This window comes from Aliiroseovarius conchicola (assembly GCF_041403445.1).
GTDB classification, from domain to species: Bacteria; Pseudomonadota; Alphaproteobacteria; order Rhodobacterales; family Rhodobacteraceae; genus Aliiroseovarius; species Aliiroseovarius conchicola.
Genome location: NZ_JBGEHL010000005.1, coordinates 139016 through 165634, shown reverse-complemented (window position 1 = coordinate 165634; position 26619 = coordinate 139016). Strand labels below are relative to the sequence as shown.

Sequence of the window (26619 nt, the reverse complement as noted above, 5' to 3'; positions counted from 1 at the left end):
GGGCAGCCCAACCCAATAATTCCGGACGTGCGTTTCGCACTCTTCCGTCCTATACCTCAATAAACGAACAAGGGGTTTCCTGTGGCTCAGAAAGTCTTATTGACCGGCGGCGCCGGTTTCATCGGATCTCATACATATGTTGCACTGAAAGAGGTTGGCTACGAAGCCGTTATCCTCGATAATTTCTCAAACGCGCGCCCGGATGTTCTGGAACGGCTCGAGATCATCACCGGCGCGCCGGTTCAATCTGTCACCGGAAACGTTTTGGACGCCAAGGTGTTGGACCAGATTTTCTCGGAACACAAAATCGACGCGGTTATTCATTTCGCTGCAATGAAAGCCGTTGGGGAAAGTGTGGAAAAGCCGCTGGATTACCTCAATACCAACATTGCGGGCCTATATTCCCTGCTTGGTGCAATGAAGCGGGCGGAGGTGTTTACGCTGGTCTTTTCGTCCTCAGCAACAGTCTATGGCGAACCAGAGAACCTTCCTGTTTCCGAAACGGCCGCTCGGAGCTTTGGCAGCCCCTATGGTTATACCAAGCTGGTCTGCGAACAATCGCTCGAACAAATCAGGGCTTCAGATGAACGCTGGTCTTTCGGCATCCTGCGCTATTTCAATCCAGTGGGCGCACATGAAACAGGTCTGATCGGCGAGGATCCAAACGACATCCCCAACAATCTTGTCCCATATATCGCGAAAGTCGCGAACGGTGAGCTAGAGCGACTGTCAGTTTGGGGCGATGACTATGACACCCCAGATGGAACCGGAATTCGTGACTACATCCATGTTATGGATCTGGCCCGTGGTCATGTTCAGTCGTTAGATGCCCTGCTGAAAACCCACGAAGACCATACTGTCAACTTGGGTACAGGCACCGGGTACTCGGTCATGGAAGTGCTCAAAGCGTACGAGCGCGCCGCTGGAAAAGAACTGCCCTATCAGGTCGCGCCACGTCGACCAGGCGACATTGCCTGCATTTATGGTGACACCCGTCTTGCGCATGAACTGCTCGGCTTTAAGGCTGAATTGGGCCTGGATGATATGTGCAGATCCAGTTGGAACTGGATCTCTCGCCGCAAAAATCGCTGATCCCTCTTTTACCTCTGATGCGAAGCACATAGTCTGGCGCAAACCGGACCATGGGGGATCCAAGGTGAGCGATAAGACGGCCAAAGTCACGCCAATGATGGCGCAGTTTCTTGAGATCAAGAAGGACTACCCAGACGCTTTGCTGTTCTATCGCATGGGCGATTTTTACGAGCTGTTCTTTGACGATGCGGTCGCTGCGGCGGCTGCCCTGGACATCGCGCTTACCAAGCGCGGCAAACATTTGGGCGAAGATATTCCGATGTGCGGCGTGCCGTTCCATGCCGCCGAAGGGTATCTTCTAACGCTGATCCGCAAAGGGTTTCGTGTCGCTGTTTGCGAGCAAATGGAAAACCCCGCCGAAGCCAAAAAGCGTGGATCAAAATCGGTCGTGAAGCGCGATGTTGTTCGACTTGTGACCCCCGGCACTTTGACCGAAGAAAGCCTGCTTGATGCGCGACGCCACAATTTCTTGGCTGCCTATAACGAGGTGCGGGACGAAGCCGCACTGGCATGGGTTGATATCTCGACCGGCGCATTTCGGGTGATGCCTTGCGTACGCAGCAGATTGTCCCCAGAACTGGCGCGGCTGGCACCAAGGGAGCTCATCTTATGTGATGATCTTGAGCGAGAACTAGGCGAATTAGTCTCTGAATCGGGCGCAGCGGCATCACCACTGGGCCGTGCCGCCTTTGATAGTTCGGGCGCCGAAAAACGGCTTTTGGAGCTGTTTAAAGTCGGGTCTCTGGACGCATTCGGCAGCTTTTCACGCGCGGAAACAGGCGCAATGGGGGCAATCGTCGAGTATCTCGAGATCACTCAGAAAGGCAAACTGCCCCTATTGCGCCCGCCGGTTCGTGAGCTGGCGCACGGAACGATGCAGATCGACGCGGCGACCCGAAGAAACCTTGAACTAACGCACAGCCTGTCAGGGGGTCGTGACGGGTCGCTTCTATCGGTCATTGACCGCACCGCGACAGCTGGAGGCGGGCGACTTTTGGAGCGTCGGCTATCTAGCCCGTCACGTGACCTGACCGAGATCAACGCTAGGCTTGATGGTGTTTCGTTCTTCAAGAGTGATACACGCCTTGCAGCGGACATTCGTGACGCTTTACGAAACGTGCCCGACATCGACCGCGCGTTATCGCGCCTTGGTTTGGATCGTGGTGGCCCCCGAGACTTGACTGCCATCCGTACCGGCGTTGGTGCCGCCGCCGATATTAATGCAATGCTCTCGGAGCTGGAGCTACCCCAGAACCTCTCGCACGCCGCAAGGGCTTTGGTTGGGCATGACGAGCTATCACTCCTGCTGGAAGAGGCACTTGTTGCCGAACCACCGTTGCTTGCGCGTGATGGCGGGTTCATCGCGCCGGGATATGACGGCGAACTGGACGAGGCTCGCCAGCTTCGCGATGAAGGTCGCGGCGTGATTGCCGGAATGCAGGCGCAATATGCCGAGCATACCGGCATCTCGACCCTAAAAATCAAGCACAACAACGTGCTTGGCTATTTTATCGAAACAACCGCCACGCATGCACAAAAGATGCTGGGTGAACCGTTGGCGGAGCATTACATTCACCGGCAAACGACAGCGAATGCTGTGCGTTTCACAACCGTCGCGCTTAGCGATATGGAAACCAAAATCCTGAATGCCGGCAATCGTGCGTTAGAAATAGAAAAGCGTCTCTATTCCACCATAGTAGGCCAAATTCTTGATCGAGCGGCAGAAATCGCGAACACCGCTCGCGCCTTGGCGGAACTGGATGTCTCCGCAGCATTTGCCGATCTCGCACGATCTGAAGATTGGTGCGCGCCAAAGGTGGATGACAGCCGAGTGTTTCACGTGGAAAGCGGTCGCCATCCCGTCGTAGAGGCGTCTTTGAAGCGAAGCGGTGACCCGTTCGTGGCAAATGATTGTAGCCTGTCGGATGGCGAACGCGACGCTGATATCTGGTTGCTCACTGGCCCCAACATGGCCGGTAAATCAACCTTTCTTCGCCAGAACGCTTTGATTGCATTGCTCGCTCAATCCGGCAGCTACGTGCCCGCAAAGGCCGCACATATCGGGATAGTTTCCCAGTTGTTCAGCCGCGTCGGGGCATCCGACGATCTGGCGCGCGGCCGCTCGACTTTCATGGTAGAGATGGTCGAGACCGCAGCCATTCTGAACCAGGCCGACGACCGGGCATTGGTAATCCTTGATGAAATTGGGCGCGGCACAGCGACATATGACGGCTTGTCGATCGCTTGGGCAACGCTGGAACATCTACATGAGGCAAACCGTTGCCGCGCCCTTTTCGCGACGCATTATCACGAGATGACGCAACTGGCCTCCAAGCTCGACGGCGTGGAAAACGCGACGATTGCGGTGAAGGAGTGGGAGGGCGAAGTCGTCTTTCTGCACGAAGTCCGCAAGGGCGCTGCGGATCGGTCTTACGGTGTTCAAGTCGCGAAGCTCGCCGGGCTTCCAGACAGCGTGATTGCCCGTGCGAACGTTGTTCTGGAAGCGCTGGAAAAAGGCGAGCGCGAAGGCGCGGTGCAGAAGGCTGTAATCGATGATCTTCCACTATTTGCGGCGACGCCTGCCCCGGTTCAACCCGCACCCACTGGGCCGTCCGAGCTGGAAGAGAAATTGGCGGATATTCAACCCGACAACCTTCGCCCGATTGAGGCTCTAAACCTGCTCTATCAGCTAAAAGAGCTGGTCGAGGACAAATAAAAACGCCCCCGGAACTCGGAGGCGCTTTGTATTTGGTTCAAGCGTCTTATTTCGGTGTTGAAGACACACCAACCTGCGCCGGTCTCAGTAGGCGGTCATAAAGCATGAATCCCTCGCCCATCACCTGAATGATGTCGCCAGCTTTGGTGCCGGGCAGCGGAGCCTCAAACATCGCTTCGTGAACTTCAGGGTCAAACCGTTCGCCCACTTCGGGGGCCAGGCGGCGAATACCGTGTTTCTCAAAGATGTTCAAAAGCGAGCGCATGGTCAGTTCGACACCCTCGACCAAAGCCTTAGCACTGTCGCCAGCGTCGCCCGCCGCCTCCAAGGCGCGTTTCATATTGTCATAAATCGGCAGCATGTCGCGTGCCAATTTCGATCCACCGTAGTTCTCGGCCTCACGACGATCACGCTCGCCGCGTTTGCGCGTGTTTTCGGCATCTGCCAACGCTCGCATAAAGCGGTCTTTGAATTCATCCCGCTCGGCGCGCAATACGGCCAGCTCGTCGACCGGTTCTTCTTCGGTCAGATCAATATCAACTTCCTCGGTCATCAACTGTTCAATCGTTGCGTCCAAGTTTTCAACTGCGTCATCTTTCGCGTCAGCCATCTTCTTGCCTTCTATCCTCGATCCGAGATCATCTTGCCAATCAATTGCGCGGTATAATCCACGATGGGAACAATCCGTCCATAGTTCAAACGCGTGGGTCCGATGACCCCAACCGCACCAATGATCTTTCGATCAGCGTTCATATAGGGTGAAACCACCAAAGAGCTACCCGAAAGTGAGAAAAGTTTGTTCTCTGACCCAATAAAAATGCGCACTCCATCACCCTGATCGGCCAGATCAAGGAATTCTGCGATATCTCGCTTACGTTCAAGGTCATCAAACAGCGTCTTTATCTTCTCCAGATCCGCCGCTTCCGCATCTTCTGCCAACAGATTCGAGCGACCGCGGACAATCAAGCGCTCATAGGCCTCGCCTTCATTTTCCCATAACGCCGCGCCGCTTTCGACAAGTGCCTGCGCCAAAACGTCCAATTCTTGCCGACGGCGTTTGATCTCGCTTTTCACGACGCCTTGCAGCTCGGTGATCGTGCGGCCCTCGGCCAGCGCATTCAGGAAATTTGCGGCTTCGCGCATAGATGATGGCGTTTGTCCGATCGGTGGCGAAAAAACGCGGTTCTCTACGTGACCATCAGCAAAGACCAATACGACCAATGCACGATCCGGACCAAGCGAGACAAATTCGATATGCTTGATCGGTGCTTCATGTTTCGGCGTCAACACAAGGCTGGCCCCAGCCGTAATGCCCGAAAGCGCGGACCCGACACGATCCATCATCATGTTGATATCATTGTCAGTACTGCCGACAGTGGCATCAATTTTCTGACGATCATCATTGTCGAGGTTCGACACCTCAAGCAGCCCATCCACAAACATGCGCAGCCCAAGTTCGGTCGGTATGCGCCCAGCAGAAACATGGGGACTGTCCAACAGGCCCATATACTCAAGGTCTTGCATCACGTTGCGAATTGTGGCCGCGCTGACTTTTTCCGTTAGGGCGCGCGTCAAGGTTCGCGACCCAACGGGATCGCCCGTGCTCAGATAGCTTTCGACCACACTGCGAAACACCTCGCGCGAACGCGTGTTCATGTCATTCATCAGATCTGGGCCGTCTTCCATGCGCAATCGCCTTGCCTTTTCGCCAGAGCCATGGGTATCACGCCTTTGAACATGAAACAAAGGGAGAAACCCATGCGCCCGTCAGGTCGAAACTTAGATCAAATGCGTCCGATTTCAATCGAGACCGGAGTCACCAAACATGCGGAAGGCTCTTGCATGATCAAAGTCGGCGACACGCATGTGCTTTGTACCGCCTCACTTGAAGAGCGTGTGCCACCGTTCCTGCGTAATTCTGGCAAGGGCTGGGTAACGGCTGAATACGGTATGCTGCCCCGGTCAACCGGTTCGCGGATGCGTCGCGAAGCGGCTGCCGGCAAACAAGGCGGCCGCACCGTAGAAATCCAGCGTTTGATTGGCCGCTCGCTTAGGGCTGGTGTTGATCTTGTTGGATTGGGTGAGCGCCAAATCACCGTTGATTGCGACGTCATTCAAGCCGATGGCGGGACGCGTTGTGCGGCGATCACTGGTGGCTGGGTTGCGCTGCGGCTGGCCGTAAACAAACTGCTGAAAGCTGGCGACATCACAACCGATCCGCTGGTTGATCCGGTCGCTGCAGTTTCTTGCGGCATCTATGCAGGCCAACCGGTTCTCGATCTGGATTATCCAGAAGATTCAGAAGCTGGCGTAGATGGAAACTTCGTGTTGTGTGGCCCCAAACTGATTGAAGTTCAAATGTCAGCTGAGGGCTCTACCTTCACACGCGACCAGATGAACGAGCTGATGGACCTGGCCGACAAGGGCGTGTCGGAATTGGTCGCTGCCCAGCTTAAGGCCACCGCATGACACGCAAATTCGCTGAGCCCAAACTTCTGTTCGCGACGCACAATGCAGGCAAGCTTGAAGAAATGTCGGCCTTGCTGACACCTTTGGGCATCAAAGTCGTAGGCGCAGCGGAGTTGAAATTACCGGAACCTGAAGAAACAGAAACCACCTTTGTCGGCAACGCGCGCATCAAAGCACATGCCGCCTCCAAAGCGACCGGATTGGTCGCTTTGTCCGACGACAGTGGGATCGAGGTTGATGGACTAAACGGAGCGCCGGGTGTTTATACCGCCGATTGGGCGGAAACGCCCAGCGGGCGCGACTTCACAATGGCGATGACCCGCACATGGAGAGAGCTCGAAGCTGTGAATGCGCCCTTCCCTAGAAGCGCGCGTTTCTGCTCAACGTTGGTAATGGCTTGGCCCGATGGGCACGACGAGGTGTTTGCGGGCAAGGTTGACGGACAGGTCGTTTGGCCCATGCGCGGCACGCTGGGGCATGGATACGATCCGATGTTTGTCCCCAATGGCTATGACATTACCTTCGCTGAAATGGACCCGGCCGAGAAAAACCGCATCAGCCACCGGGCCGACGCATTCGCAAAACTTATGCAAGTGTTTGAGCCGTAAGATGGAGAATTGGCAAGTCGGCGGGTTTGGGCTTTATGTCCACTGGCCTTTTTGCCAGTCAAAATGTCCATACTGCGATTTTAACAGTCACGTCTCGGCCTCCATTGACCAGCAGGCTTGGGCCGACGCCTATCTGAACGAACTTGATCGATATGCAGCCGAAACCCCCGATCGGTATCTGAGTTCGATTTACTTTGGCGGCGGTACGCCCAGTTTGATGAATCCCTCAACGATTGGTGCAATATTGGACCGGGCGGCGCATCACTGGGCATTTGCGAACGACATAGAAATCACGCTCGAGGCCAATCCCGGCTCCATAGAAGCTCGGAACTTCGCGGGGTATCGAGATGCCGGCGTAAATCGCGTCTCTATCGGCATTCAGGCTCTGAACGATATGGATCTGAAGCGCTTGGGCCGGCTGCATTCAGTGAACGAGGCAAAACAGGCTCTAACATTGGCCAGGTCACTGTTTGATCGTGTCAGCTTTGATCTGATCTATGCGCGTCAAGATCAGTCATTGGGTGATTGGAATGCTGAACTTGAGATGGCACTTGAATTCGATCCAGATCATTTGTCGCTTTACCAGCTCACCATCGAGCCCGGCACTGCATTTGGCGCACGATTTGATGCGGGGAAGCTGAAAGGTCTGCCCGACGAAGATATCGCGACAGATATGTATTTCATGACACAATCCATGTGTGAAGCTGCGGGCCTTCCGGCCTACGAGGTTTCGAACCATGCGAGGTCAGGTCAGGAAAGCCAGCACAATCTAATTTACTGGAGTTCTGGCGATTGGATCGGTATCGGCCCGGGGGCCCATGGTCGACTGACACTAGATGGCCAACGGTTCGCGACCGAGACGCGTTTGCTACCCTCGGATTGGTTGGATGATGTTGCACAAGGGCGTGGTGAACATCAAAGGACTGTTATCCCAATAGGCGAACAGGCGACCGAGTATTTGTTAATGGGACTACGGATGAGCAGCGGAATTGATCTTCAGCGGCTGAAAAATCAATACTCTACATCTCTAAGTGCAAATAAAATCAAAGAGTTGTCCGACCTTGAGCTCGTCGAACAGTCTGGCTCTAACCTCCGGGCAACCGCAGCCGGTCGCCCTGTTCTTAACGGCATTCTTCGAGAGTTAGCCCCTGATTGAATCTGCGCAACAAACCTAAGAAGACAGCTTACCGCACAGCGTATCCAGATCATCCAATGTCTTATATCGCACCATGATCGTTCCAGATTCACCACCCGGAGCGTGATCGATCTGCACCTTCATACCCAAGCTCGCGGACAGATCGCCCTCTAACGCCCGGGTGTCAGCGTCTTTCTCAGTCTTCATGCGCGGCTTAGGTGCAGACTTCGTCGTGGGCGCTTTGGCAAGCTTCTCTGCCGCACGAACGGATAAGCCCTTAGAGATAATCTGACGCGCAAGATCCAGCGGGTTGTCTGCGGTGACAAGAGTTCTGGCATGGCCTGCGGTCAACTTGCCTTCGCGAACAAACCCCTGAACCTCGTCAGGCAGGTTCAACAAGCGCAACAAGTTCGCAATGTGACTACGGCTCTTGCCCAGGGCCTCTGATACTTTCTCTTGCGTATGGCCAAATCGGTTCATCAGATCGCGATAACCCGCAGCTTCTTCAATCGCATTCAGATCGGCACGCTGAATGTTTTCGATAATCGCCACTTCCAACGCTTCTGTATCATCATATTCTCTAATGATTACAGGTAGTTCGTGAAGTTGCGCCATCTGCGAAGCGCGCCAGCGACGCTCACCTGCAACGATCTCGTACTCACCCTCAGCTCCCGGTTTCGGTCGCACGATCAATGGCTGAATAACACCCTTTTCGCGAATAGAGGCCGCAAGATCCTGCAGTTGTTCTTCTGTAAACCGACGACGAGGCTGTTCGGGGTTCGGAGTGATCTTCTCTACCGGAACAAACATGTCCGCCCGACGTGGCGCATCTGTTGTTGGTGCCGTCTCTGTCGAAACATCCGCCATCAAGGCAGACAACCCGCGACCCAAGCCCCGTTGTTTTTGGTTCTTACTCATCTCAGCCTCACTTATTGCGGTTCGAAAGCTCGGCGGCCAAGTCGCGATAAGCTCGGCTACCTTTTGACATGGGATCATACATCAAGACCGGCAGCGCAAAAGATGGCGCCTCACTTACCCGGACATTGCGCGGGATTATGGTTTTGAACACCAACTCCCCAAGGTTTTCGCGGGCGTCATTCTCGACCTGGCGTGACAGATTATTCCGGCTATCGAACATCGTCAGAACAATGCCTTCGATGCGGAGATCGCGGTTCGCTGTTTGACGCACCTCGCGAATACTAAGCATCAACTGCGACAGGCCTTCCAACGCAAAGAACTCGCTCTGAAGCGGGATCAGAACACTGTGCGCGGCCACTAATGCGTTTACTGTCAATAGGTTAAGCGACGGCGGGCAGTCAATTAGCACGTAGTCCAAATCAAGACCACCCAAGTCAGGAGAACGTAACGCGTCGTGCAGTAGATGGCTGCGCTTTTCGTTTGAAACCAGCTCAATATCAGCTGAAGACAGGTCGGTTGTCGCTGGTGCGATCAACAGGTTCTCTACGTCGGTCTCCTGAATGACCTCAACCGCGGACGCATCCTCTAGCAATAAGTCATAAGTGGTCAGGTTTCGGTCGGCCGGCTCCACACCCAACCCAGTCGAGGCGTTGCCTTGCGGATCCAAGTCAATCAGCAGTACTTTTTTACCCGACTCCGCCAAGGCGGCACCAAGATTAATGGTCGTCGTTGTTTTTCCAACGCCGCCCTTCTGATTGGTAATTGCGATAATCTTGGGACCTCGATCGTGAAAAATGTCAGGCACGCTTTAGGTCTCCGATTCTCATAACAACAGCGTTCGGGTTGGTCTTGCTGGGATATGTATCAAGGTCAAATTGCCAGTTTTCAAGTGCTTCGTTGACTTCGGACTGGTAATTCTCTCCCTTTAGAAAGATGCAAATACCGCCCGTTGACAAATGAGGTTGTGCAAATCCAAGCAAACGATCCAGCGGTGCAAGTGCGCGTGCCGATACGACTTCTGCTCCCTGTGGGCTAACCTGCTCGATTCTTTGTGCAATTACCGACACATTGATGCCCGTCTCGCGAATTACCGTCCTTAGGAACGTTGCTTTGCGCACATCACTTTCAATGCAGATTGTTCTGCGATCCGGGTCATGTTCTTGCGCAACAATGGCGGTGATCAGGCCGGGAAACCCGCCACCGGTTCCAAGGTCACACCACTTACCGACATGAACGCCGCCTTGTTCATACACCTGAATGGAATCCAGAAAGTGGCGCGTCCAAAGGTCCGAGATCGTAGACGGAGCGACTAGGTTTATCGCAGGGTTCCACTTACTTAGCAGACCGGCATAAATCTCCAGCCTCTCCATTGTTTCACGTGAAACAAAAGGTTCGTCGAGCAGCGCGTCCTTGCTCATGCCGTCCGCTTTCTGGCGGCCTGACGAAGCTTGGCGAGTATCAGCGTCAACGCTGCAGGCGTCATTCCCTCGACCCTACCCGCTTGGGCCAACGTACGCGGTCGTGTTCGAGAAAGCTTGCTTGCCAGTTCGTTCGACAACCCCTCTAGCCCCTCATATCGGAAATCATCAGGAATACGTTGCGCTTCATCGCGCTTTAACGCCTCCACGTCACGCGCTTGTCGTTCAATATAGTTCGCATACATCGCATCCCGGCCCACTTGGACCTGAATTTCCTCAGGGATGTCACCAAAGGATTGATCAAGCAGGATAACTTTGGAAAAATTCATATCCGGGAAAGCCAGTAGGTCAAACGCCGTCCGACGAGTTCCATCCTTTCTCACTTGAAGCCCAAGACCCTCAAGGTCCTGAGGCGAGAACGTCTTTCTGGTGAGCTCGGCCTTCGCAACCTCCAACTTTTCCATTTTTCGATCAAACGCACGCCTTCGTTCCAAACCAACACATCCTAGCGATACGCCAAGTGGTGTCAGGCGCTGGTCTGCATTATCCGCCCGTAAGGAAAGCCGATACTCCGCTCGCGACGTAAACATCCGATAAGGCTCAGTAACGCCCCGTGTTATAAGGTCATCTACCATCACACCAATATACGAATTCGAGCGCGAGAAGATCACCGGATCGCGGCCCAGGGCCGCAAGGGCAGCATTCAACCCGGCGACCAAACCTTGCGCCGCGGCCTCCTCATATCCTGTCGTTCCATTGATCTGGCCCGCAAGATAGAGCCCTGGTACATCTCGCAAAGCCAAAGTTTCCGTCAGGACCCGAGGGTCAACATAGTCATACTCAATCGCATAGCCCGGCTGAAGAATCTCTGCTCGTTCCAGCCCAACGATGGAGCGAACGTAATCCTTCTGCACAGACACAGGCAAAGAGGTGCTTATCCCATTTGGATAGACGGTATGATCGTCCAGTCCCTCTGGCTCCAAGAATACTTGATGGGATTCTTTATCTGCAAACCGGACGATCTTGTCTTCAATCGAAGGGCAGTATCGCGGTCCTACACCATCAATATGCCCACCATACATCGCCGACTTGTCTAGGTTTTCGCGAATAATATCATGGGTTTGGGTGTTAGTGTGGGTTATCCCACAGGAGATCTGCTTCGCAATCGCCTTGCTGTTCATAAACGAAAACACCACCGGGTCGTCGTCACCCGGTTGAAGGTCGAGTATGTCCCAGTCGATAGTTCTGCCATCCAGCCGCGGGGGCGTACCGGTTTTCAATCGCCCTAATGGAAGTCCGAACCCATCGATGCGTTCCGCCAGCTTAATCGATGGTCGATCGCCCATTCGTCCGCCGGACGTCTGCTCATCGCCAACGTGGATAATGCCCCGCAGGAAAGTCCCTGTTGTCAAAATAACGGCTGCCGACCTTACACGGCTTCCATCTTGCAACATAACACCAACGACGCGATCACCATCCATCAAAAGATCGACGACCTCACCTTCAATAACGGTAAGGTTTGGCGTCGCGCCTATTTCTGCCTGCATGGCAGAGCGATATAGCCTTCGGTCGGCCTGCGCGCGCGGTCCCTGTACCGCCGGACCTTTCCGCCTGTTAAGCAGTCGAAATTGGATGCCAGCCTGATCCGCGACCCGACCCATTAGGCCGTCCATAGCGTCGATCTCTCGAACAAGATGGCCTTTTCCAAGGCCACCAATTGCCGGATTACAGGACATCACTCCCAAATCTTCTTTTCTGAGTGTAATCAATGCAGTGCGTGCATTTAGCCGCGCCGAAGCATGGGCCGCATCCGCGCCCGCATGCCCGCCACCAACAACAACGACATCGAAATCAAGATGTTTCACGTGAAACACTCCATCCTATCAACCGGTCCTATTTTCCCAAACAGAAGCTGGAAAATATCTCATCCAACAAATGCTCTACATCAACACGCCCGACCAAACTATCAAGGGCTCGAACCGCGGTTCTGATCTCTTCCGCTGCAAATTCTGCGCGCTCTGGGCCGTGTTGTACCTCGATTCGAGCGTCTTCCAAAGCTCTCAAAGCGATCTCCATCGCTATTCTATGACGCTCTCGTGTCGCTATCCCTGCGCCTTTGACGCGGCTCTCCAGTACATCAGAGATTCGCTCGACCAACTCGCTAACGCCTTGCCCGGTCAGACCCGAGACAGACAGTCCGCCAGACGCGCGCTTATCTGCTTTTCCTAGAACTACAATGTCGTCAATTCGGGGCTCAAGCGCGAATGCTTCGCCTTCTTCCAGCGCAAGAAAAATACGCAGATCAGCCGCAGCTGAACGCGATATAGCGCGTTCTATACCGATAGTTTCCACAACATCTTGTGCTTCTCGCAATCCGGCTGTGTCCAGAACGGCTACCGGTAGGCCCGCCAACTCCATATGAACCTCAATCACATCTCGCGTCGTGCCCGCAACTTCTGACGTGATAGCAGCCTCGCGTCCAGCAAGAGCGTTCAATAAGGTCGACTTACCAGCATTCGGTGATCCGACAATGGCGACCTCAAACCCCTCCCGAATTCGTTCTGCTATCCGGGTCCCGGCTGTCTCTGCTGCTAAAGTCTCCAAAACACCGTCCAACAGCGCATTCACCTCTGGTGAAACATCAACCGGAACATCTTCATCAGCGAAATCTATCGTGGCTTCCAAGAGCGCTGCCGCCCGGATCAGATCACGCCGCCACTCCTCTGCTAGGTCTCCAAGAGCACCAGACAGGATAGTGACGGCCTGACGCCGCTGAGCCTCTGTCTCTGCATCCAGAAGGTCTGCTAGCCCTTCGACCTGTGCTAGGTCCAGCCGGTCATTCTCCAACGCTCTGCGCGTAAATTCACCTGGTTCTGCCAAACGCAGATCTGGCTGCTTTGAAAGCTCTTCCAAAACCGCACGAACCACCGCAGTGGATCCATGAAGTTGCAGCTCCACAACGTCTTCACCGGTGAAGCTTGCACCGGCGTCGAAACATAATACCAAACCCTCATCCAAAACTGATCCGTCATCGGACTTTAGAGTTCGTAGCCCCACTTTTCGTAAAACCGGAATCGTTCCGGCAATATTTGTTGCAGCCACAAATGCTTGTGGCCCGGATATCCGGACCACTGCGACCCCCGCTTTTCCGCGAGCACTGGCTAGAGAGTAAATCGTATCCATAGTTAACCCATTGTATTATAACAATAAGTTATGCGTTCATGGAATCGAAGAATTCACCGTTAGATTTGGTCTGTTTCAACTTCGAAATCAGGAATTCAATCGCATCTGTCGTGCCCATTGGGTTCAAGATACGACGCAGAACATATGTTTTCTGAAGGTCTTTCGAATCAACCAGCAGCTCTTCTTTCCGTGTCCCGGACTTAAGAATGTCGATAGCTGGGAAGACGCGCTTATCAGCAACCTTACGGTCCAGAACAATCTCGCTGTTACCAGTGCCTTTAAACTCTTCAAAGATCACTTCATCCATGCGCGAACCAGTATCGATCAGAGCCGTTGAGATAATGGTCAGCGATCCACCTTCTTCGATATTCCGGGCTGCGCCAAAGAAGCGTTTAGGACGTTGCAGAGCATTCGCATCCACACCACCGGTTAGAACTTTACCTGATGACGGCACGGTCGTGTTGAAAGCGCGCCCAAGACGTGTGATCGAGTCAAGTAAGATAACCACATCACGCTTGTGTTCCACCAAGCGCTTGGCCTTCTCAATCACCATCTCGGCGACAGCCACGTGGCGCGTCGCGGGCTCGTCAAAGGTCGAAGATACAACTTCCCCTTTCACCGAACGCTGCATGTCCGTCACCTCTTCTGGGCGCTCGTCGATCAATAGAACAATCAGATAGCACTCTGGATGGTTGGCTTCTATTGAGTGCGCGATGTTTTGCAGCAGCACCGTTTTACCCGTCCGAGGCGGTGCCACGATCAACGACCGTTGACCTTTACCAATCGGTGACACCAAGTCGATAATACGAGCCGAGCGATCTTTGATGGTAGGATCTTCGATCTCCATCTTCAGACGCTCATCAGGATAAAGCGGTGTCAGGTTGTCAAAAGCAACTTTGTGCTTGGCAAGTTCTGGATCACCAAAGTTGATCTTCTCAACGATGGTAATGGCAAAGTAGTTCTCATTCTCGCCAGGTGCCTGGATGATCCCCTCAATCGTATCCCCGGTGCGTAGCGAATACTGACGGATCACTTCGGGCGAGACATAGATATCATCAGGGCCGGACAGATAGTTTGCTTCTGGTGAACGAAGAAAACCAAAGCCATCTTGAACAACTTCCAGCACTCCATCGCCGCCAATGATCCATTCATCATCGGCCAACTCTTTCAAGATCGAGAACATCATCTCGCCTTTGCGCATGGTTGACGCATTTTCGATTTCAAGCTCTTCGGCCATGTTCACAAGCTCTTTCGGGCTTTTGGCTTTCAGCTCAGCAAGGTTCAGACGGTTGTCGGACATATCAATACTCTGGGATTATCTATGAACGGCGTGCCAATGGGCTATGCGGTCATTTCAGAATTGGGAAACATGCGTGGCCGGACGGCCCGCGTTGGGTAATCACATAAGGCCGATCGCGAGTGGAGTCAATCTTGTCAGAATTTGAAGACGACCGAAAAGACTATGATGATCAAAAGAACCGTCGGGACCTCATTCATGATCCGGTACCGCCGACCCGGCAACGAATTACTGCCCGATGCGAATTCCTTGCGACGCGCACCAAGCCACATGTGAAACCAAGTCATAAGAAGGACCGATAAACCCTTACTCCACGGCCAAATCATCGTCCAATCAACAACACCCGGTGTCCCAATTAACAGCAAGCCAAACACCCATGTGCTGATCATAGCAGGGTTCATGATTGCCTTTAAAAGGCGACGTTCCATGGTTTGAAATAGTGAATCCGTCTCAGATCCTGATATTACCACTTCGGCGTGATAGACAAACAGGCGGGGCAAATAAAAAATACCAGCCATCCACGCAATCACTGACACAATGTGCAGAGATTTCGTCCAAGGATAAATATCGGCAAGGAACTCACCCATTCTAAGCACTCCTGTTCAGATGCTTTGCTATCATCCCTCATAAAATAATAAAGAAGAAGAAAGAAAGATGATGATTATGTAGGGTCTGTGGATAATGGGGATTATCTAGATATCCAGTCTTTTATTCACAGGTGTATAAGTCGTAGCTGGCCGCTCGAAGAAAGCTATAAAACCGCTGAAAATTAGAGATAGTTGGATGTTATCGCTGTGGATAACTTAAGGGACAATTTCGTATCGCACGAAAATATACATACGCAGCTGAGTTCAAGTTCCACAGTGGAAGAAATAAGGAAACTGTCTTAGTAATTACGCGAGTTTTCCCGCTCGACCCGCAGAACCCCAGTTATTCACGTTTCGGAACACCGGAACAAACAGAGATTGTCCACAGAGTTATCAGATGAGCACAACTTTGATCTTGGCCTCGGCCTCGCAGATTAGAAATACTCTGTTGCGAAATGCAGCTGTTAAGACCGAGGTGCAACCGGCCCGCATTGATGAAGAGATGATCAAAGCGTCGTTAGAGGCTGAAGGTGCGCGCCCTCGGGATCTAGCGGACGCTCTGGCGGAATTCAAAGCGCGCAAGATCAGCGAGAAAAATCCGGGCCGATTGGTTCTCGGTTGTGATCAAGTCGCAGAGCTAGGGGGAGTGGTTTTGTCTAAGCCGCGTGATGCGGCAGAAGCGGTCGCTCAGCTCTTGGCTATGTCTGGCAAGACCCATCGCCTGTTGTCAGCCGCGGTTATTTACGAAGATGGCAAACCGCTGTGGCGCCATGTTGGCGTTGTTCGGCTTCGGATGCGGGATTTGTCGACGGACTACATTGAAAGTTACGTCTCGCGAAATTGGGACAGCATTTGCCATGCAGTTGGCGCTTACAAACTCGAAGAAGAAGGCGTTCGGCTGTTTTCAAAGATTGACGGAGATTATTTCAATGTTTTGGGTTTGCCCCTGACCGAGCTGCTGTCATACCTGATCCTGCGAGGAGATCTAGAAATATGAGTGACAACACAATTCCTTTGGCCGGCGTAATTGGCGATCCGATTGGACATTCCCTGTCCCCGCGATTGCATGGCCATTGGTTGCGGACCAATGGGATCATTGGACACTATATCCCGATGCAAGTGACCAACGAAAACCTAGAGCACGTCATTCGCACACTACCGATGGCAGGTTTTGTTGGTGTGAATGTCACGATTCCCCACAAAGAGACAGTATTGAACCTTGCCGATACAGTTACAGATCGCGCCGCGCTGATTGGGGCAGCGAACACCTTGATTTTCCGCCCGGATGGTAAAATTTATGCAGATAATACAGATGGTTACGGGTTTATAGAAAACCTCCGCCAGGGTGCGTCGGACTGGGTGCCGGATGCAGGCCCGGCAGCTGTATTTGGTGCCGGGGGTGCCGCGCGCGCTGTTCTTGCGTCCTTGATTGATGTCGGCGTGCCAGAAATCCGGTTGGCCAACCGAACCCGCGCCCGCGCAGACGCGCTTCGTGCTGAATTCGGCAATCGCATCAAGGTCTGTGATTGGCTGCAGGCTGGAAATATGTTGGACGAAGCGACCACAGTGGTGAACACGACCTCTTTGGGGATGGTTGGCAAAACAGAATTTCGCGCACCGCTGGATGGATTCAAGCCCGGTGCTGTCGTGACAGATCTTGTCTACACCCCACTTAGAACGCACTTCCTTGAGGAAGCAGAAAAAGCCGGCTGTGTAACCGTGGATGGCCTTGGAATGCTGCTTCATCAAGCTGTACCGGGTTTTGAGCGGTGGTTCGGAATGCGCCCTGTTGTTGATGATGCGCTACGCAGTGCTGTTCTCGGCATATGAGTGAGCCGTTTATCATTGGTCTAACAGGGTCGATTGGGATGGGTAAAACCACGACGGCCAAGATGTTTGCGGACGAAGGCATTCCGGTTTGGGATGCAGACGCCGCGGTTCATCGAATTTATGCACCGGGGGGTGCCGCGGTCGAACCAATGCGCGATCTTTACCCAAAAGCTGTGTCCGAGAAGGGCGTAGATCGGGAAGTCTTAAAAGCTTGGCTGACCGATGACCCGACAGCGCTGAAACAGATCGAAGCAGTGGTCCATCCGCTTGTTGCGGATGATCGCGCGGAGTTCTTAAACACAACGCCCGCCCCTATCGTTCTCTTAGATATGCCGTTGTTGTTTGAAATTGGCGCGGCCGACCAGGTTGATCTTGTCGCCGTGGTCTCTGCCCCATCTGAGCTTCAACGCGTGCGGGTATTGGCCCGTGGTACGATGAGCGCTCAACAGTTTGAGGCAATCCTTGCCAAGCAGGTGCCAGATGCCGAAAAAAGGGCAAGGGCTGACGTCATTATTCCGACTGTGACAATGGATGGTGCACGGCAAGCTGTGAAACAAGTTGTTGCCCATGTGAAGGAGCGTTTGGATCATGCGTGAAATCGTGCTCGACACTGAAACGACGGGGTTTGATCCGGAAAGTGGCGACCGGATTGTAGAGATCGGGTGTCTTGAACTGATGAACCATATGCCGACCGGCAAGACGTACCATCAGTACATCAACCCCGAACGGGGCATGCCGGATGAGGCGTTTGGTGTTCACGGTATTGGCCCAGACCTTTTGGATATGCCGCGCGCGGCCGAGGCCGGAGAGGTGACTTTGAAAGACAAGCCGGTGTTCAAGGCTGTCGGGCAGGCGTTTCTGGATTTCATCGGTGATGCGAAGCTGGTCATCCACAATGCCAGTTTTGACATGAAGTTCTTGAACGCAGAGCTGAAATGGATGGGTTTGCCGGCAATCCCATGGGAACAAGCGGTCGACACACTGGCAATCGCACGCAAGAAGTTTCCCGGATCGCCTGCTTCGCTGGATGCGTTGTGCCGTCGGTTCAGCATTGATAATTCGTCGCGGACGTTACACGGCGCATTGTTGGACAGTGAAATTCTGGCCGAGGTCTATCTGGAGCTGATAGGCGGACGTCAGCCCGACTTGGTGCTCTCAAGCGATAATGGAGCGTCTTCCGGGGGCAGCGCTGGAGGCAGTTGGCGACCACAACCGCGACCAAGCCCACTGCCCTCGCGTATCAGCGAAAAAGAAACCGCCGCCCATGATGCTTTCGTAGAAAAGCTGGGCGACGGCGCAATTTGGAACAAGTTCCGGTAAGTTAGATCAGCCTTAGTTGACCTGAGCATCGCCCTTTTCGGCGGCGACACGACGTTCAATCTCGTGGCGGTACAATGCCAGAAAGTCGACTGTGTCCAGGTTCAGCGGCGGGAAGCCTCCGTCACGGGTCATGTCGGCCACAATACGACGCACGAATGGGAACAGCATGCGTGGGCACTCGATCATCAGGAAAGGGTGCAGCTGATCTTCCGGCACGTTTTCGACCTGAAAGATGCCAGCGTATTCCAATTCCATCAGGAACAGCTGTTCGCCACCGGATTTGTTCTTCGACCCAATCGTGTATTTCGAGATCACCTCGAACTGGTTGTCGACGGGGCGTTTCTTTGCGTCCAGTGCAACCTCGACATTGATGTCGGGCTGAACCTCACCTTGTACGCCCTTTTGCGCCAGAATGTTTTCAAACGACATATCGCGGATGAACTGACCAAGAACTTGCATCTTGGGCGGAACGGGGGCGGTTGGTGTAGCGGCTTCGTCGGCCATAATCTTCTCCTTCGGGAAAAACTGTTGGCGTGTGCTTAGCACCTTGCCCATCGACCCTCAACCAAGTCCCTCAACCAAGGGGTTTCAACGACCGGATTTTGGCGGTATCTGGGCGATATGACTGTTATGATCCCTGCCTGGGTTGGTGATGACCTGACCCCAATTGAAAAACTTGAGGCCCATGTGAAGGGCCTGAAGCACAAAGCAGTGTCGGTGTTTTTGTTTCACGGCGACAAGGTGCTGATCCAGCAACGGGCGGCGGGCAAGTACCATACACCAAACAAATGGGCGAATAGCTGCTGTACACACCCTCATTGGGGCGAAGGCCCCGCGGAATGCGCGGTCCGCCGTCTGGATGAGGAGCTGGGGATTACCGGGCTGGCCCCGAAATGGGTGGAGACACTTGAATACCGGGCCGATGTCGGCGGTGGTCTGATCGAACATGAAGTTGTCGATCTGTTCGTCATTCACACCGATATTCAGCCACAGATCACGTTAAACCCGAATGAAGTTCAGGCGATTGAATGGCTGATCCGCGAAGACCTTGAGCGCCAGATTGCTGCGAAGCCTGACAATTTCACACCTTGGCTGAAAATTTACATGTCGAAGCACGCGCGCTCAGTGTTTGGTCCAGCCTGAGGGGCCTTCCACCCCTGGATGTGTGGGGCGCTTTTCTGGCGTAACATCGGTGAAGTCGCCATCTATTACGTCTTCATCTGTTCCAGGGCGATGTGTCTGAGGATGGCCTTGCTGCCCCATCGTAAAACTTTGAACCTGAACACGCGATCGCGCCCATTTAAAAACGCCCCGCCGAACCGCGGGAATCAAAAGCGCAAACCCAACAAAGTCGGTGAAGAAGCCGGGTGTCAAAAGCAGTGCGCCAGAAAACAGGATCATCGCACCGTGGGCCAGCGGTTCGGTGGGATCATTCAGTTGACCGAAGCTTTCACGTAGTTGTGACATCGCCAATGCACCTTGCGCGCGCATCAGGTGGGTCCCGATAACGGCAGTCAAAACAACGATTCCCAGCGTTGGCCACAAGCCGATTGCGCCTCCGACTTGGATGAACAAAGCGATCTCGATCAGCGGAACCGCGATAAACAATGCGAAAAGCCACATAAGGCATGTCTCCTTTTCATTTCGAACGGTGGACTTGGCCCCGTTCAGCACCTACATATGTCTCCGGTTAACGCGTTTCCATATGGCGCTTGAAAAGAGGTATAAATGAGCTCACCCCTGATCCAGCTTCTGGTCCTTGCCGGAATTGCCCTGTTTCTGATTTTGCGCCTGCGCGATGTGCTTGGCACGCGCGAAGGCTTTGAGAAGCCACAAGTGACGCAAAAGGACGATCGTCGTCTGACACGCGATCAGTTTGAAGTGATCGAAGGCGGACCCGATAACGACATCACCGATCACGTCCCCGAGGGCAGCCCTGCGGCAAAAGCGTTGGCCGCCATGAAGGGCGCAGAGCCTTCGTTCAATGTAAGTGAATTTCTGGGTGGTGCGGGCGGCGCGTATGAAATGATCCTGATGGGCTTTGAAGCTGGGGATTTGGCGCAAATCAAGCCGTTCTTATCGGATGATGTGTACGAGACTTTCGCCTCTGTGGTTGAAGATCGCGAGAAGAAAGGCCTCACGGTCGACGCGAAGTTTGTTGGCCTGCGAGAGTTGAAGCTTGACGATGCCGAGTTTGATGCCGCCAGCGGCGAGGGCGAAGTCACTGTCCGCTTCATTGGCGAGCTGACATCGGTCGTGCGTGACAAAGGCGGCGACATTATCGAAGGCAACCCGAACGAAGTAAAACCGCAACGCGATGTTTGGACATTTGCGCGCGTCATGGGTTCGGACAACCCCAACTGGCAGCTTGTCGCCACGGGTGGATGATGTTTCGGGGGCTGGCATGTGCGCTGGCCCTTTTGGGCTCTCCCGCGGTTGCGGGCCTTGATAAGGCTGAAGTTTCTATACTTTCCTTTGATGACCTCGAGGGATGGAATGACGATGACCATCAAGACGCCCTTCGAGTATTTTTAGACACCTGCCGCGATCTGGACGAGCCACAATGGCGCCCGATCTGCGCATTGGCGGCCGAGCAGGACGATGGAAGAACATTTTTTGAATTGTTCTTCCGCCCTGTGTTAATCGATGATGGCAAGGCGCCGCTATTCACTGCTTACTACGAGCCGGAGATTCGCGGCTCCAAAACCCAGTCGATCCGGTACCGCTACCCCGTTTATCGCAAGCCACCCGAGCAGAACAAAGGTGAGATTGGTTTCTCACGTCGTGAGATCGAAGAAGGCGGTGCCTTCTTGGGGCGTGGACTAGAGATTGCGTGGGTTGAAGACCCCGTTGATCTGCAATTTCTGCAAATCCAAGGATCGGGCCGTATTCGCTTGGCAGAGGGCGGATCAATTCGGTTGGGCTATGGCGGCTCTAATGGACATACCTTTAAGTCGCTTGGGAAAGAGCTGGTTCGGCAGGGTGTTTACGCGCCACATCAGGTTTCTCAGCAGGTAATCCAGAACTGGGTGAAGCGTAACCCTGAGGACGGGCACGAGCTTTTGATGTCCAATCCCTCCTATGTTTATTTTCGTGAAATCGGAAATGTTGCCGCCCATAAAGGACCCTTGGGAGCAATGAACCGATCCATCACCGCACATCGTTCCGTGGCAATCGATCCAAAGTATACGCCGCTTGGTGCACCCGTGTGGCTTGAGAAAAAAGGCAAGGAACCTTTCAATCGGTTAATGATTGCTCAGGACACGGGCTCTCGCGTGAAGGGCGCGCAGAGGGCTGATATTTTCTGGGGAACTGGCGATGACGCGGGGCGACTAGCTGGACGAATTCGAGACGACGGACGAATGGTTGTTCTTTTACCCATCCAGCGCGCATTCGCCATCTTGCCCGAGGACCAGTAATGGTGCGCAAACCCCGACATCTCAGCGCTGAGGATAAGGCGCTTTGGAAAAAGGTTGCCGACAGCACAGAACGACTGCATCAAACACGGCCGCAAGTGGAGTTCCCGCCCGTTGAACTGATGGGCGAGCCGAAGAAGCCCGCGACAGCAAAGCTCCCAAGATTTCGGGTTGGTGAGAACAACCTTCCTCGCTCCAAACCAAATGATATTGCACCTTCCCTTTCGGACAGCGTTGCAAGTCAGGCGCTTGCCATGGATCAAAAGACTTTTGGTAAGATGAAGAAGGGCCGGCTTTCACCAGAGGCTCGGCTCGATTTGCACGGGATGACAATCGCGCAGGCACACCCAGCCCTAACCCGGTTTATATTGGACTCCGCCGCGATGAATCGCAGGCTTGTTCTGGTGATCACGGGCAAAGGAAAACATCGCGACGATGGCGGGCCGATCCCCGTTCGGTTTGGTGTACTGCGCCATCAGGTGCCGCAATGGCTGCAATCCGCGCCGTTGCGACAGCATGTCCTGCAGATTTCCGAGGCACATTTGAAACATGGTGGTCAGGGGGCGTATTACGTCTATCTGAAACGGCGCCGCTGACGTTTAATTTGGAGCATTTGGGACAATCAAACGTGTCGCGTTTTGTACAACAAGGACAGTACCAGGCAGTAATCCGGGTCGCGCTGCTGGGTCTTGACCGTATGCCACACTCAGATCTGGAACGGACTTCAACAGCCGCAGGAACGACGGCGACGCAAGCGCCGTGTTATGCTCCAGCGCCCCATCACTAAAGGCTGATATGTCGATCATCGTGACGTCCAGTGCGGCCAGCTTATCGACATCTGTTGTGTTGCCAAGTCGGGCCGTCTGCCCCGTGATACGGGCCGACAACCGCAGCGCCAAATCGCGAGAAGACGAGAAGATATAGAATGGCTGAGGTAGCTTACCAATCCGATCAGCCTGTTTGCGAAATAGGTCGATGTCGATGTCTGGCGACAGCAAAACGACGCCGCCGATCTTCCGCAAGCCTTTTCGTCCGTCTGCGATGGCCATTTGCCGCAAGGTTTCCATCGTCAAAAGAGCGCCCATCGAATGTCCGACAAGGATGATTTCGTCGACACCAGCATCGCCGACAGCCCGAATAGTGGTTTCAAGCCCGTCACGCGCGATCAGCATAGAGTCGCGATCATAGCCGTAGCCCAACGGATGCCCGGCGCTGGGCCAAGAATAGTGGACGGGAAGGAAGGGCAACTCCAAATCTTCGGATAGCTGGGCAAAGCGATAAAGCCCCTCGGAGAATTTGTTGTTAAACCCGTGGACGAACAGGACCGCCGTACGGCCTTCGTTTCTGCGGGTTCGAAGCGCTTGCCGGATCGAAGTTTGAAATGCCTTGATCGTGGGCAATGGCATGAAGTTATCGACCAGGAAGTGCTTTTCGGGGTCGGGTGTCTGACGGCCCGGCCAAGTCACACTCCCGGGCTCACGCTCTGAGGGGACTGAGACATCAAACCGACCGAAGATCAGGTTCCGACTGCGCTGCCCGCTTGGAAACCCCATTTCGTTGATTTCGCGTGTTGTGCCCACAAAAATACGCTGAACGTCCCCTTGTCTAGCCGCACCCGCGTAAAGCGTGATTTCTCCGCGCGGCGCGCAGGAGGTCAGCAGCAAAACTAAGGCGAGAAATTGAATGAAACGCAATGCGGGCTCCTTAATCTACCCCTTGGATACAAGAGGAGCCCGCATCTGCAAAGCATCAAAGCACGTAGCGGCTTACATCCGTTGACGTCATGAGGGCACCAAGGTTTGTGTCTACGAACTCTTTATTAACGACAACCTTGTCGCCCGCCCGGTCTGGGGCCGTGAAACTCAACTCCTCGAACACACGCTCAAGAACCGTATAAAGTCTGCGCGCACCGATGTTCTCTACGCTCTGGTTCACTTCGGCGGCAATGGCTGCAAGGGCGGCGATGCCGTTCTCGGTGAACTCGACTTCAACTTCTTCGGTCCCCATGAGCGCGGTGTATTGCCGGGTCAGGGCGTTGTCTGTCTCAGTCAGGATGCGTACGAAATCCTCTTCGGTCAGCGCGCGAAGCTCAACACGGATTGGCAGGCGGCCTTGAAGCTCGGGCAGCAAATCCGACGGCTTGGCGACATGGAAAGCGCCCGAAGCAATAAACAGAATATGGTCTGTTTTGATCGCACCATGCTTGGTCGAAACGGTGGTGCCCTCGATCAGTGGCAACAAATCGCGCTGAACACCCTCGCGACTGACATCTGCACCTCGTGCCTCAGCGCGTGCGCAAACCTTGTCGATCTCGTCCAAGAAAACGATTCCGTTCTGCTCGACCGCTTCTAGGGCCGATTTAGTGACTGTTTCATCATCTAGAAGCTTGTCGGCCTCGTCCGAGATTAGAACATCATAGCTGTCGCGCACTGTCATCTTGCGCTTCACTGTCCGACCCCCGAAAGCCTTGCCGAACATGTCGCCAAGGTTCAGCATTCCCATACCCTGCCCCGGTTGGCCGGGCACATCCAACATCTGCATCGGGTTTGTAGAGTCCGCGACCTCGAGCTCGATTTCATGGTCATCCAGCTCTCCCGAGAGGAGCTTCTTACGAAACATCTCTCGTGTTGCATCGCGGGCATCCTCACCGGCAATCGCTTCGATCACACGATCTTCCGCGGCGGCCTCTGCCCGCGCTTTAACGTCTTCGCGCATGTGCTCGCGAGTTTGGATGATGGCGGCGTCGACCAGATCTCGAACGATCTGCTCGACATCGCGGCCGACATACCCAACTTCGGTAAACTTGGTGGCTTCAACCTTGATAAAGGGCGCACGGGCCAGTTTGGCCAGGCGGCGGCTGATTTCGGTTTTCCCGACGCCGGTAGGGCCGATCATCAGGATATTTTTGGGATAAACTTCGTCGCGCAAGTCATCAGCCAGTTGCTTGCGGCGCCAACGATTGCGCAATGCGACCGCGACGGCGCGCTTGGCGTCATTCTGGCCGATAATATAGCGATCAAGTTCGCTAACGATTTCGCGGGGGGTCAGATCGGTCATTTGCTGATTTCCTCAACGGTCAGGTTCCCATTGGTGTAGACACAGATGTCCGCGGCGATCGCCATGGCTTTGCGCGCGACGCTTTCGGCGTCCAGATCGCCCTCCATCAAGCCGCGCGCCGCAGCCAAGGCGAAGTTTCCCCCTGACCCGATGGCGGCCACGTCATGTTCAGGCTCAAGTACGTCGCCCGCCCCAGTGATTACGAGCAAGTCTGTCCCGTCAGTCACGATCAACATAGCCTCGAGTTTCTGAAGATACTTGTCTGTGCGCCAGTCTTTCGCCAGTTCGACCGAAGCGCGCGCCAATTGCCCGGGTGTGGCCTCAAGCTTCTTTTCTAGCCGCTCGAGCAGGGTAAAGGCGTCGGCTGTCGATCCTGCAAACCCCGCGACTACGTCAAATCCGCCGGGCGAAAGCCTACGCACTTTACGAGCCGTTCCTTTGATCACGGTTTGTCCAAGGCTAACTTGCCCATCGCCCGCAATTACAACTTTGCCGCCCTTGCGCACGCCGATGATCGTCGTGCCGTGCCAGCCGGGGAAATCTGTATCTGCCATGTCGTCTCCGTTCGATTTCACCCTATATGGACGCGAGCGACCTATCAGACAAGAACCCCCAGCTTGTTCTTGTGGTGACGGGCGGCTAGCGTGCGACTATGTCGACGGCGAAAATCCTGCGAGTGTATCTTGACCCAGAACCGCTAGATCGGGCGCGTTCTGGTAAGTTCAATTTTGTAAACAAGATCGCAGAGACGATTGAGGATCGCGGCTTTCAGGTTGAGTTGCGCAAGAATAGTCCCAATCAACGACTGAAATCAGCCGCGCGAAATGGGTACTCCCTTTTTCTGATGGATGATCCGCTTCACAAAAATGCTCTGACGATGCGGCGCAGCTACTTCTATCCGTTTTGGCGGATCGAGGCGTCTGCAAAGCGGTGGGAATTTGAGGTCGCAACCAAAACCTTCGACCCGTCGTTGATTGATCGAGATTCAGCGGGTGCGTGGGCCGACCGGTGGCGCAAATGGCTTTTTAAGGGCGCAGCGGACAACGTGACTTATGACGGACCTATTTACGTTCCATTGCAAGGCCGGCTGTTGCATCACCGAAGTTTTCAGGCCGCCAGTCCAATCGAGATGCTTGAAAGGACCGCCACTTATTTTGCCGATGCGCCAATTTTGGCGGGGCTTCACCCCTCTGAAGTTTATACAAGCGCTGAACGGAAGGCGCTTCAAGCAACTTCCGAGCGCTATCCAAATCTGCGCGTCGTCGAAGGACAGATGGAGCCAGCCTTAAAAGAGTGCAGGTTTGTGGTGACGCAAAACTCCTCTGCTGCATTGTTTGGATATTTCTTCCATAAACCAGCGGCCCTGTTTTCGAAGATCGACTTTCACCATATTGCGGCAAACGTGCATGAGCTTGGATATGAAGAGGCGTTTGACGCCGTCCAGAATGCGCGGCCTAATTTTGACCAATATCTCTACTGGTTCACCATCGAGAATGCGATCCGCGCCGATGCCGACGACGTGAGCAATCAGATTCTCTCCACACTTCGAAAACATGGTTGGAAGCTGGATTAG

The 26619-nt window shown here is 54.1% G+C and carries 28 protein-coding genes; 14 read left to right on the top strand and 14 right to left on the bottom strand.

Annotated features, from left to right (window positions below; genetic code table 11):
- Positions 1-81: 81 nt before the first annotated feature.
- Positions 82-1092 (top strand): UDP-glucose 4-epimerase GalE, encoded by a 1011-nt coding sequence (galE, locus tag V6N04_RS10780; RefSeq protein WP_371170170.1) that lies wholly within the window; start codon positions 82-84, stop codon positions 1090-1092.
- A gap of 94 nt (positions 1093-1186) precedes the next feature.
- Positions 1187-3808, top strand: coding sequence for a DNA mismatch repair protein MutS (gene mutS / locus V6N04_RS10775; RefSeq protein WP_371170295.1), 2622 nt, complete (start codon positions 1187-1189; stop codon positions 3806-3808).
- Positions 3809-3854: 46 nt separating this feature from the next.
- Here the strand turns inward: mutS and V6N04_RS10770 are convergent, their stop codons facing one another.
- Positions 3855-4418 carry a nucleotide exchange factor GrpE gene (locus tag V6N04_RS10770; protein WP_371170169.1) on the bottom strand — a complete coding sequence of 188 codons (564 nt, stop codon included), beginning with the start codon at positions 4416-4418 and terminating at the stop codon, positions 3855-3857.
- 11 nt (positions 4419-4429) lie between these two features.
- Positions 4430-5494, bottom strand: a complete 1065-nt coding sequence (gene hrcA, locus V6N04_RS10765) for a heat-inducible transcriptional repressor HrcA (RefSeq protein WP_371170168.1) — start codon at positions 5492-5494, stop codon at positions 4430-4432.
- 72 nt (positions 5495-5566) lie between these two features.
- Between hrcA and rph the strand changes: the two genes are divergently transcribed.
- The 3 genes from rph to hemW are packed head-to-tail and all read left to right on the top strand — an operon-like array spanning position 5567 to position 8041.
- Positions 5567-6277: a ribonuclease PH gene (rph, locus tag V6N04_RS10760; RefSeq protein WP_371170167.1), complete on the top strand. Its 711-nt coding sequence runs from the start codon at positions 5567-5569 to the stop codon at positions 6275-6277.
- Positions 6274-6885, top strand: a complete 612-nt coding sequence (rdgB, locus tag V6N04_RS10755) for an RdgB/HAM1 family non-canonical purine NTP pyrophosphatase (RefSeq protein WP_371170166.1) — start codon at positions 6274-6276, stop codon at positions 6883-6885. The genes rph and rdgB overlap by 4 nt, the downstream gene beginning before the upstream one ends.
- 1 nt (position 6886) lies before the next feature.
- Positions 6887-8041 (top strand): radical SAM family heme chaperone HemW, encoded by a 1155-nt coding sequence (gene hemW, locus V6N04_RS10750; protein ID WP_371170165.1) that lies wholly within the window; start codon positions 6887-6889, stop codon positions 8039-8041.
- A 15-nt stretch (positions 8042-8056) separates the two neighbouring features.
- Here the strand turns inward: hemW and V6N04_RS10745 are convergent, their stop codons facing one another.
- The 7 genes from V6N04_RS10745 to V6N04_RS10715 all read right to left on the bottom strand — a co-directional run bounded on the left by V6N04_RS10745 (position 8057) and on the right by V6N04_RS10715 (position 15423).
- On the bottom strand, positions 8057-8938 hold the full coding sequence (locus tag V6N04_RS10745) for a ParB/RepB/Spo0J family partition protein (RefSeq protein WP_371170164.1): 882 nt from the start codon (positions 8936-8938) through the stop codon (positions 8057-8059).
- A 7-nt stretch (positions 8939-8945) separates the two neighbouring features.
- On the bottom strand, positions 8946-9743 hold the full coding sequence (locus tag V6N04_RS10740; protein ID WP_371170163.1) for a ParA family protein: 798 nt from the start codon (positions 9741-9743) through the stop codon (positions 8946-8948).
- A complete protein-coding gene (gene rsmG, locus V6N04_RS10735) occupies positions 9736-10356 on the bottom strand; it encodes a 16S rRNA (guanine(527)-N(7))-methyltransferase RsmG (protein WP_371170162.1) in 621 nt (206 codons plus the stop codon). Before rsmG ends, V6N04_RS10740 begins: the two co-directional genes overlap by 8 nt.
- Positions 10353-12221 (bottom strand): tRNA uridine-5-carboxymethylaminomethyl(34) synthesis enzyme MnmG, encoded by a 1869-nt coding sequence (gene mnmG, locus V6N04_RS10730; RefSeq protein ID WP_371170161.1) that lies wholly within the window; start codon positions 12219-12221, stop codon positions 10353-10355. Before mnmG ends, rsmG begins: the two co-directional genes overlap by 4 nt.
- A gap of 28 nt (positions 12222-12249) precedes the next feature.
- Positions 12250-13539 (bottom strand): tRNA uridine-5-carboxymethylaminomethyl(34) synthesis GTPase MnmE, encoded by a 1290-nt coding sequence (gene mnmE, locus V6N04_RS10725; protein ID WP_371170160.1) that lies wholly within the window; start codon positions 13537-13539, stop codon positions 12250-12252.
- A 28-nt stretch (positions 13540-13567) separates the two neighbouring features.
- A complete protein-coding gene (gene rho / locus V6N04_RS10720) occupies positions 13568-14839 on the bottom strand; it encodes a transcription termination factor Rho (RefSeq protein ID WP_371170159.1) in 1272 nt (423 codons plus the stop codon).
- 134 nt (positions 14840-14973) lie between these two features.
- Positions 14974-15423: a CopD family protein gene (locus V6N04_RS10715; protein ID WP_371170158.1), complete on the bottom strand. Its 450-nt coding sequence runs from the start codon at positions 15421-15423 to the stop codon at positions 14974-14976.
- A gap of 397 nt (positions 15424-15820) precedes the next feature.
- On the opposite strand from V6N04_RS10715, the gene V6N04_RS10710 reads away from it, so the two are divergent.
- Genes V6N04_RS10710 through dnaQ form a run of 4 tightly spaced genes read left to right on the top strand, consistent with a single transcriptional unit; the run spans position 15821 to position 18573 of the window.
- Positions 15821-16420, top strand: coding sequence for a Maf family nucleotide pyrophosphatase (locus tag V6N04_RS10710; RefSeq protein WP_371170157.1), 600 nt, complete (start codon positions 15821-15823; stop codon positions 16418-16420).
- Positions 16417-17253: a shikimate dehydrogenase gene (locus V6N04_RS10705; protein WP_371170156.1), complete on the top strand. Its 837-nt coding sequence runs from the start codon at positions 16417-16419 to the stop codon at positions 17251-17253. The genes V6N04_RS10710 and V6N04_RS10705 overlap by 4 nt, the downstream gene beginning before the upstream one ends.
- The gene (coaE, locus tag V6N04_RS10700) at positions 17250-17849 is read left to right on the top strand and encodes a dephospho-CoA kinase (RefSeq protein ID WP_371170155.1); all 600 of its coding nucleotides are present in this window, start codon (positions 17250-17252) and stop codon (positions 17847-17849) included. The genes V6N04_RS10705 and coaE overlap by 4 nt, the downstream gene beginning before the upstream one ends.
- A complete protein-coding gene (dnaQ, locus tag V6N04_RS10695; RefSeq protein ID WP_371170154.1) occupies positions 17842-18573 on the top strand; it encodes a DNA polymerase III subunit epsilon in 732 nt (243 codons plus the stop codon). The genes coaE and dnaQ overlap by 8 nt, the downstream gene beginning before the upstream one ends.
- A gap of 12 nt (positions 18574-18585) precedes the next feature.
- On the opposite strand, the gene secB is transcribed toward dnaQ, so the two are convergent.
- The gene (secB, locus tag V6N04_RS10690; protein ID WP_371170153.1) at positions 18586-19077 is read right to left on the bottom strand and encodes a protein-export chaperone SecB; all 492 of its coding nucleotides are present in this window, start codon (positions 19075-19077) and stop codon (positions 18586-18588) included.
- Positions 19078-19194: 117 nt separating this feature from the next.
- Here secB and idi point away from each other — a divergent pair, with 117 nt between their 5' ends.
- Entirely contained in the window at positions 19195-19716 is a 522-nt protein-coding gene (gene idi, locus V6N04_RS10685) for an isopentenyl-diphosphate delta-isomerase (protein WP_371170152.1), read from the top strand.
- Here idi and V6N04_RS10680 read toward each other — a convergent pair.
- The gene (locus V6N04_RS10680) at positions 19696-20196 is read right to left on the bottom strand and encodes an FxsA family protein (RefSeq protein ID WP_371170150.1); all 501 of its coding nucleotides are present in this window, start codon (positions 20194-20196) and stop codon (positions 19696-19698) included. The two genes, idi and V6N04_RS10680, sit on opposite strands and share 21 nt — an antisense overlap.
- 105 nt (positions 20197-20301) lie before the next feature.
- Between V6N04_RS10680 and V6N04_RS10675 the strand changes: the two genes are divergently transcribed.
- From V6N04_RS10675 to V6N04_RS10665, 3 genes are read left to right on the top strand one after another with little or no spacing between them, the layout of a single operon-like run.
- A complete protein-coding gene (locus V6N04_RS10675; protein ID WP_371170149.1) occupies positions 20302-20961 on the top strand; it encodes a Tim44/TimA family putative adaptor protein in 660 nt (219 codons plus the stop codon).
- Positions 20961-21992, top strand: a complete 1032-nt coding sequence (gene mltA / locus V6N04_RS10670) for a murein transglycosylase A (RefSeq protein ID WP_371170148.1) — start codon at positions 20961-20963, stop codon at positions 21990-21992. Before V6N04_RS10675 ends, mltA begins: the two co-directional genes overlap by 1 nt.
- A complete protein-coding gene (locus tag V6N04_RS10665) occupies positions 21992-22585 on the top strand; it encodes a Smr/MutS family protein (protein WP_371170147.1) in 594 nt (197 codons plus the stop codon). Before mltA ends, V6N04_RS10665 begins: the two co-directional genes overlap by 1 nt.
- Before the next feature lie 3 nt (positions 22586-22588).
- On the opposite strand, the gene V6N04_RS10660 is transcribed toward V6N04_RS10665, so the two are convergent.
- Genes V6N04_RS10660 through hslV form a run of 3 tightly spaced genes read right to left on the bottom strand, consistent with a single transcriptional unit; the run spans position 22589 to position 25600 of the window.
- Entirely contained in the window at positions 22589-23683 is a 1095-nt protein-coding gene (locus tag V6N04_RS10660; protein WP_371170146.1) for an alpha/beta hydrolase, read from the bottom strand.
- A gap of 55 nt (positions 23684-23738) precedes the next feature.
- On the bottom strand, positions 23739-25046 hold the full coding sequence (gene hslU, locus V6N04_RS10655) for an ATP-dependent protease ATPase subunit HslU (protein ID WP_371170145.1): 1308 nt from the start codon (positions 25044-25046) through the stop codon (positions 23739-23741).
- Entirely contained in the window at positions 25043-25600 is a 558-nt protein-coding gene (hslV, locus tag V6N04_RS10650) for an ATP-dependent protease subunit HslV (RefSeq protein ID WP_371170144.1), read from the bottom strand. The genes hslU and hslV overlap by 4 nt, the downstream gene beginning before the upstream one ends.
- 98 nt (positions 25601-25698) lie before the next feature.
- Between hslV and V6N04_RS10645 the strand changes: the two genes are divergently transcribed.
- Positions 25699-26619: a hypothetical protein gene (locus V6N04_RS10645; RefSeq protein ID WP_371170143.1), complete on the top strand. Its 921-nt coding sequence runs from the start codon at positions 25699-25701 to the stop codon at positions 26617-26619.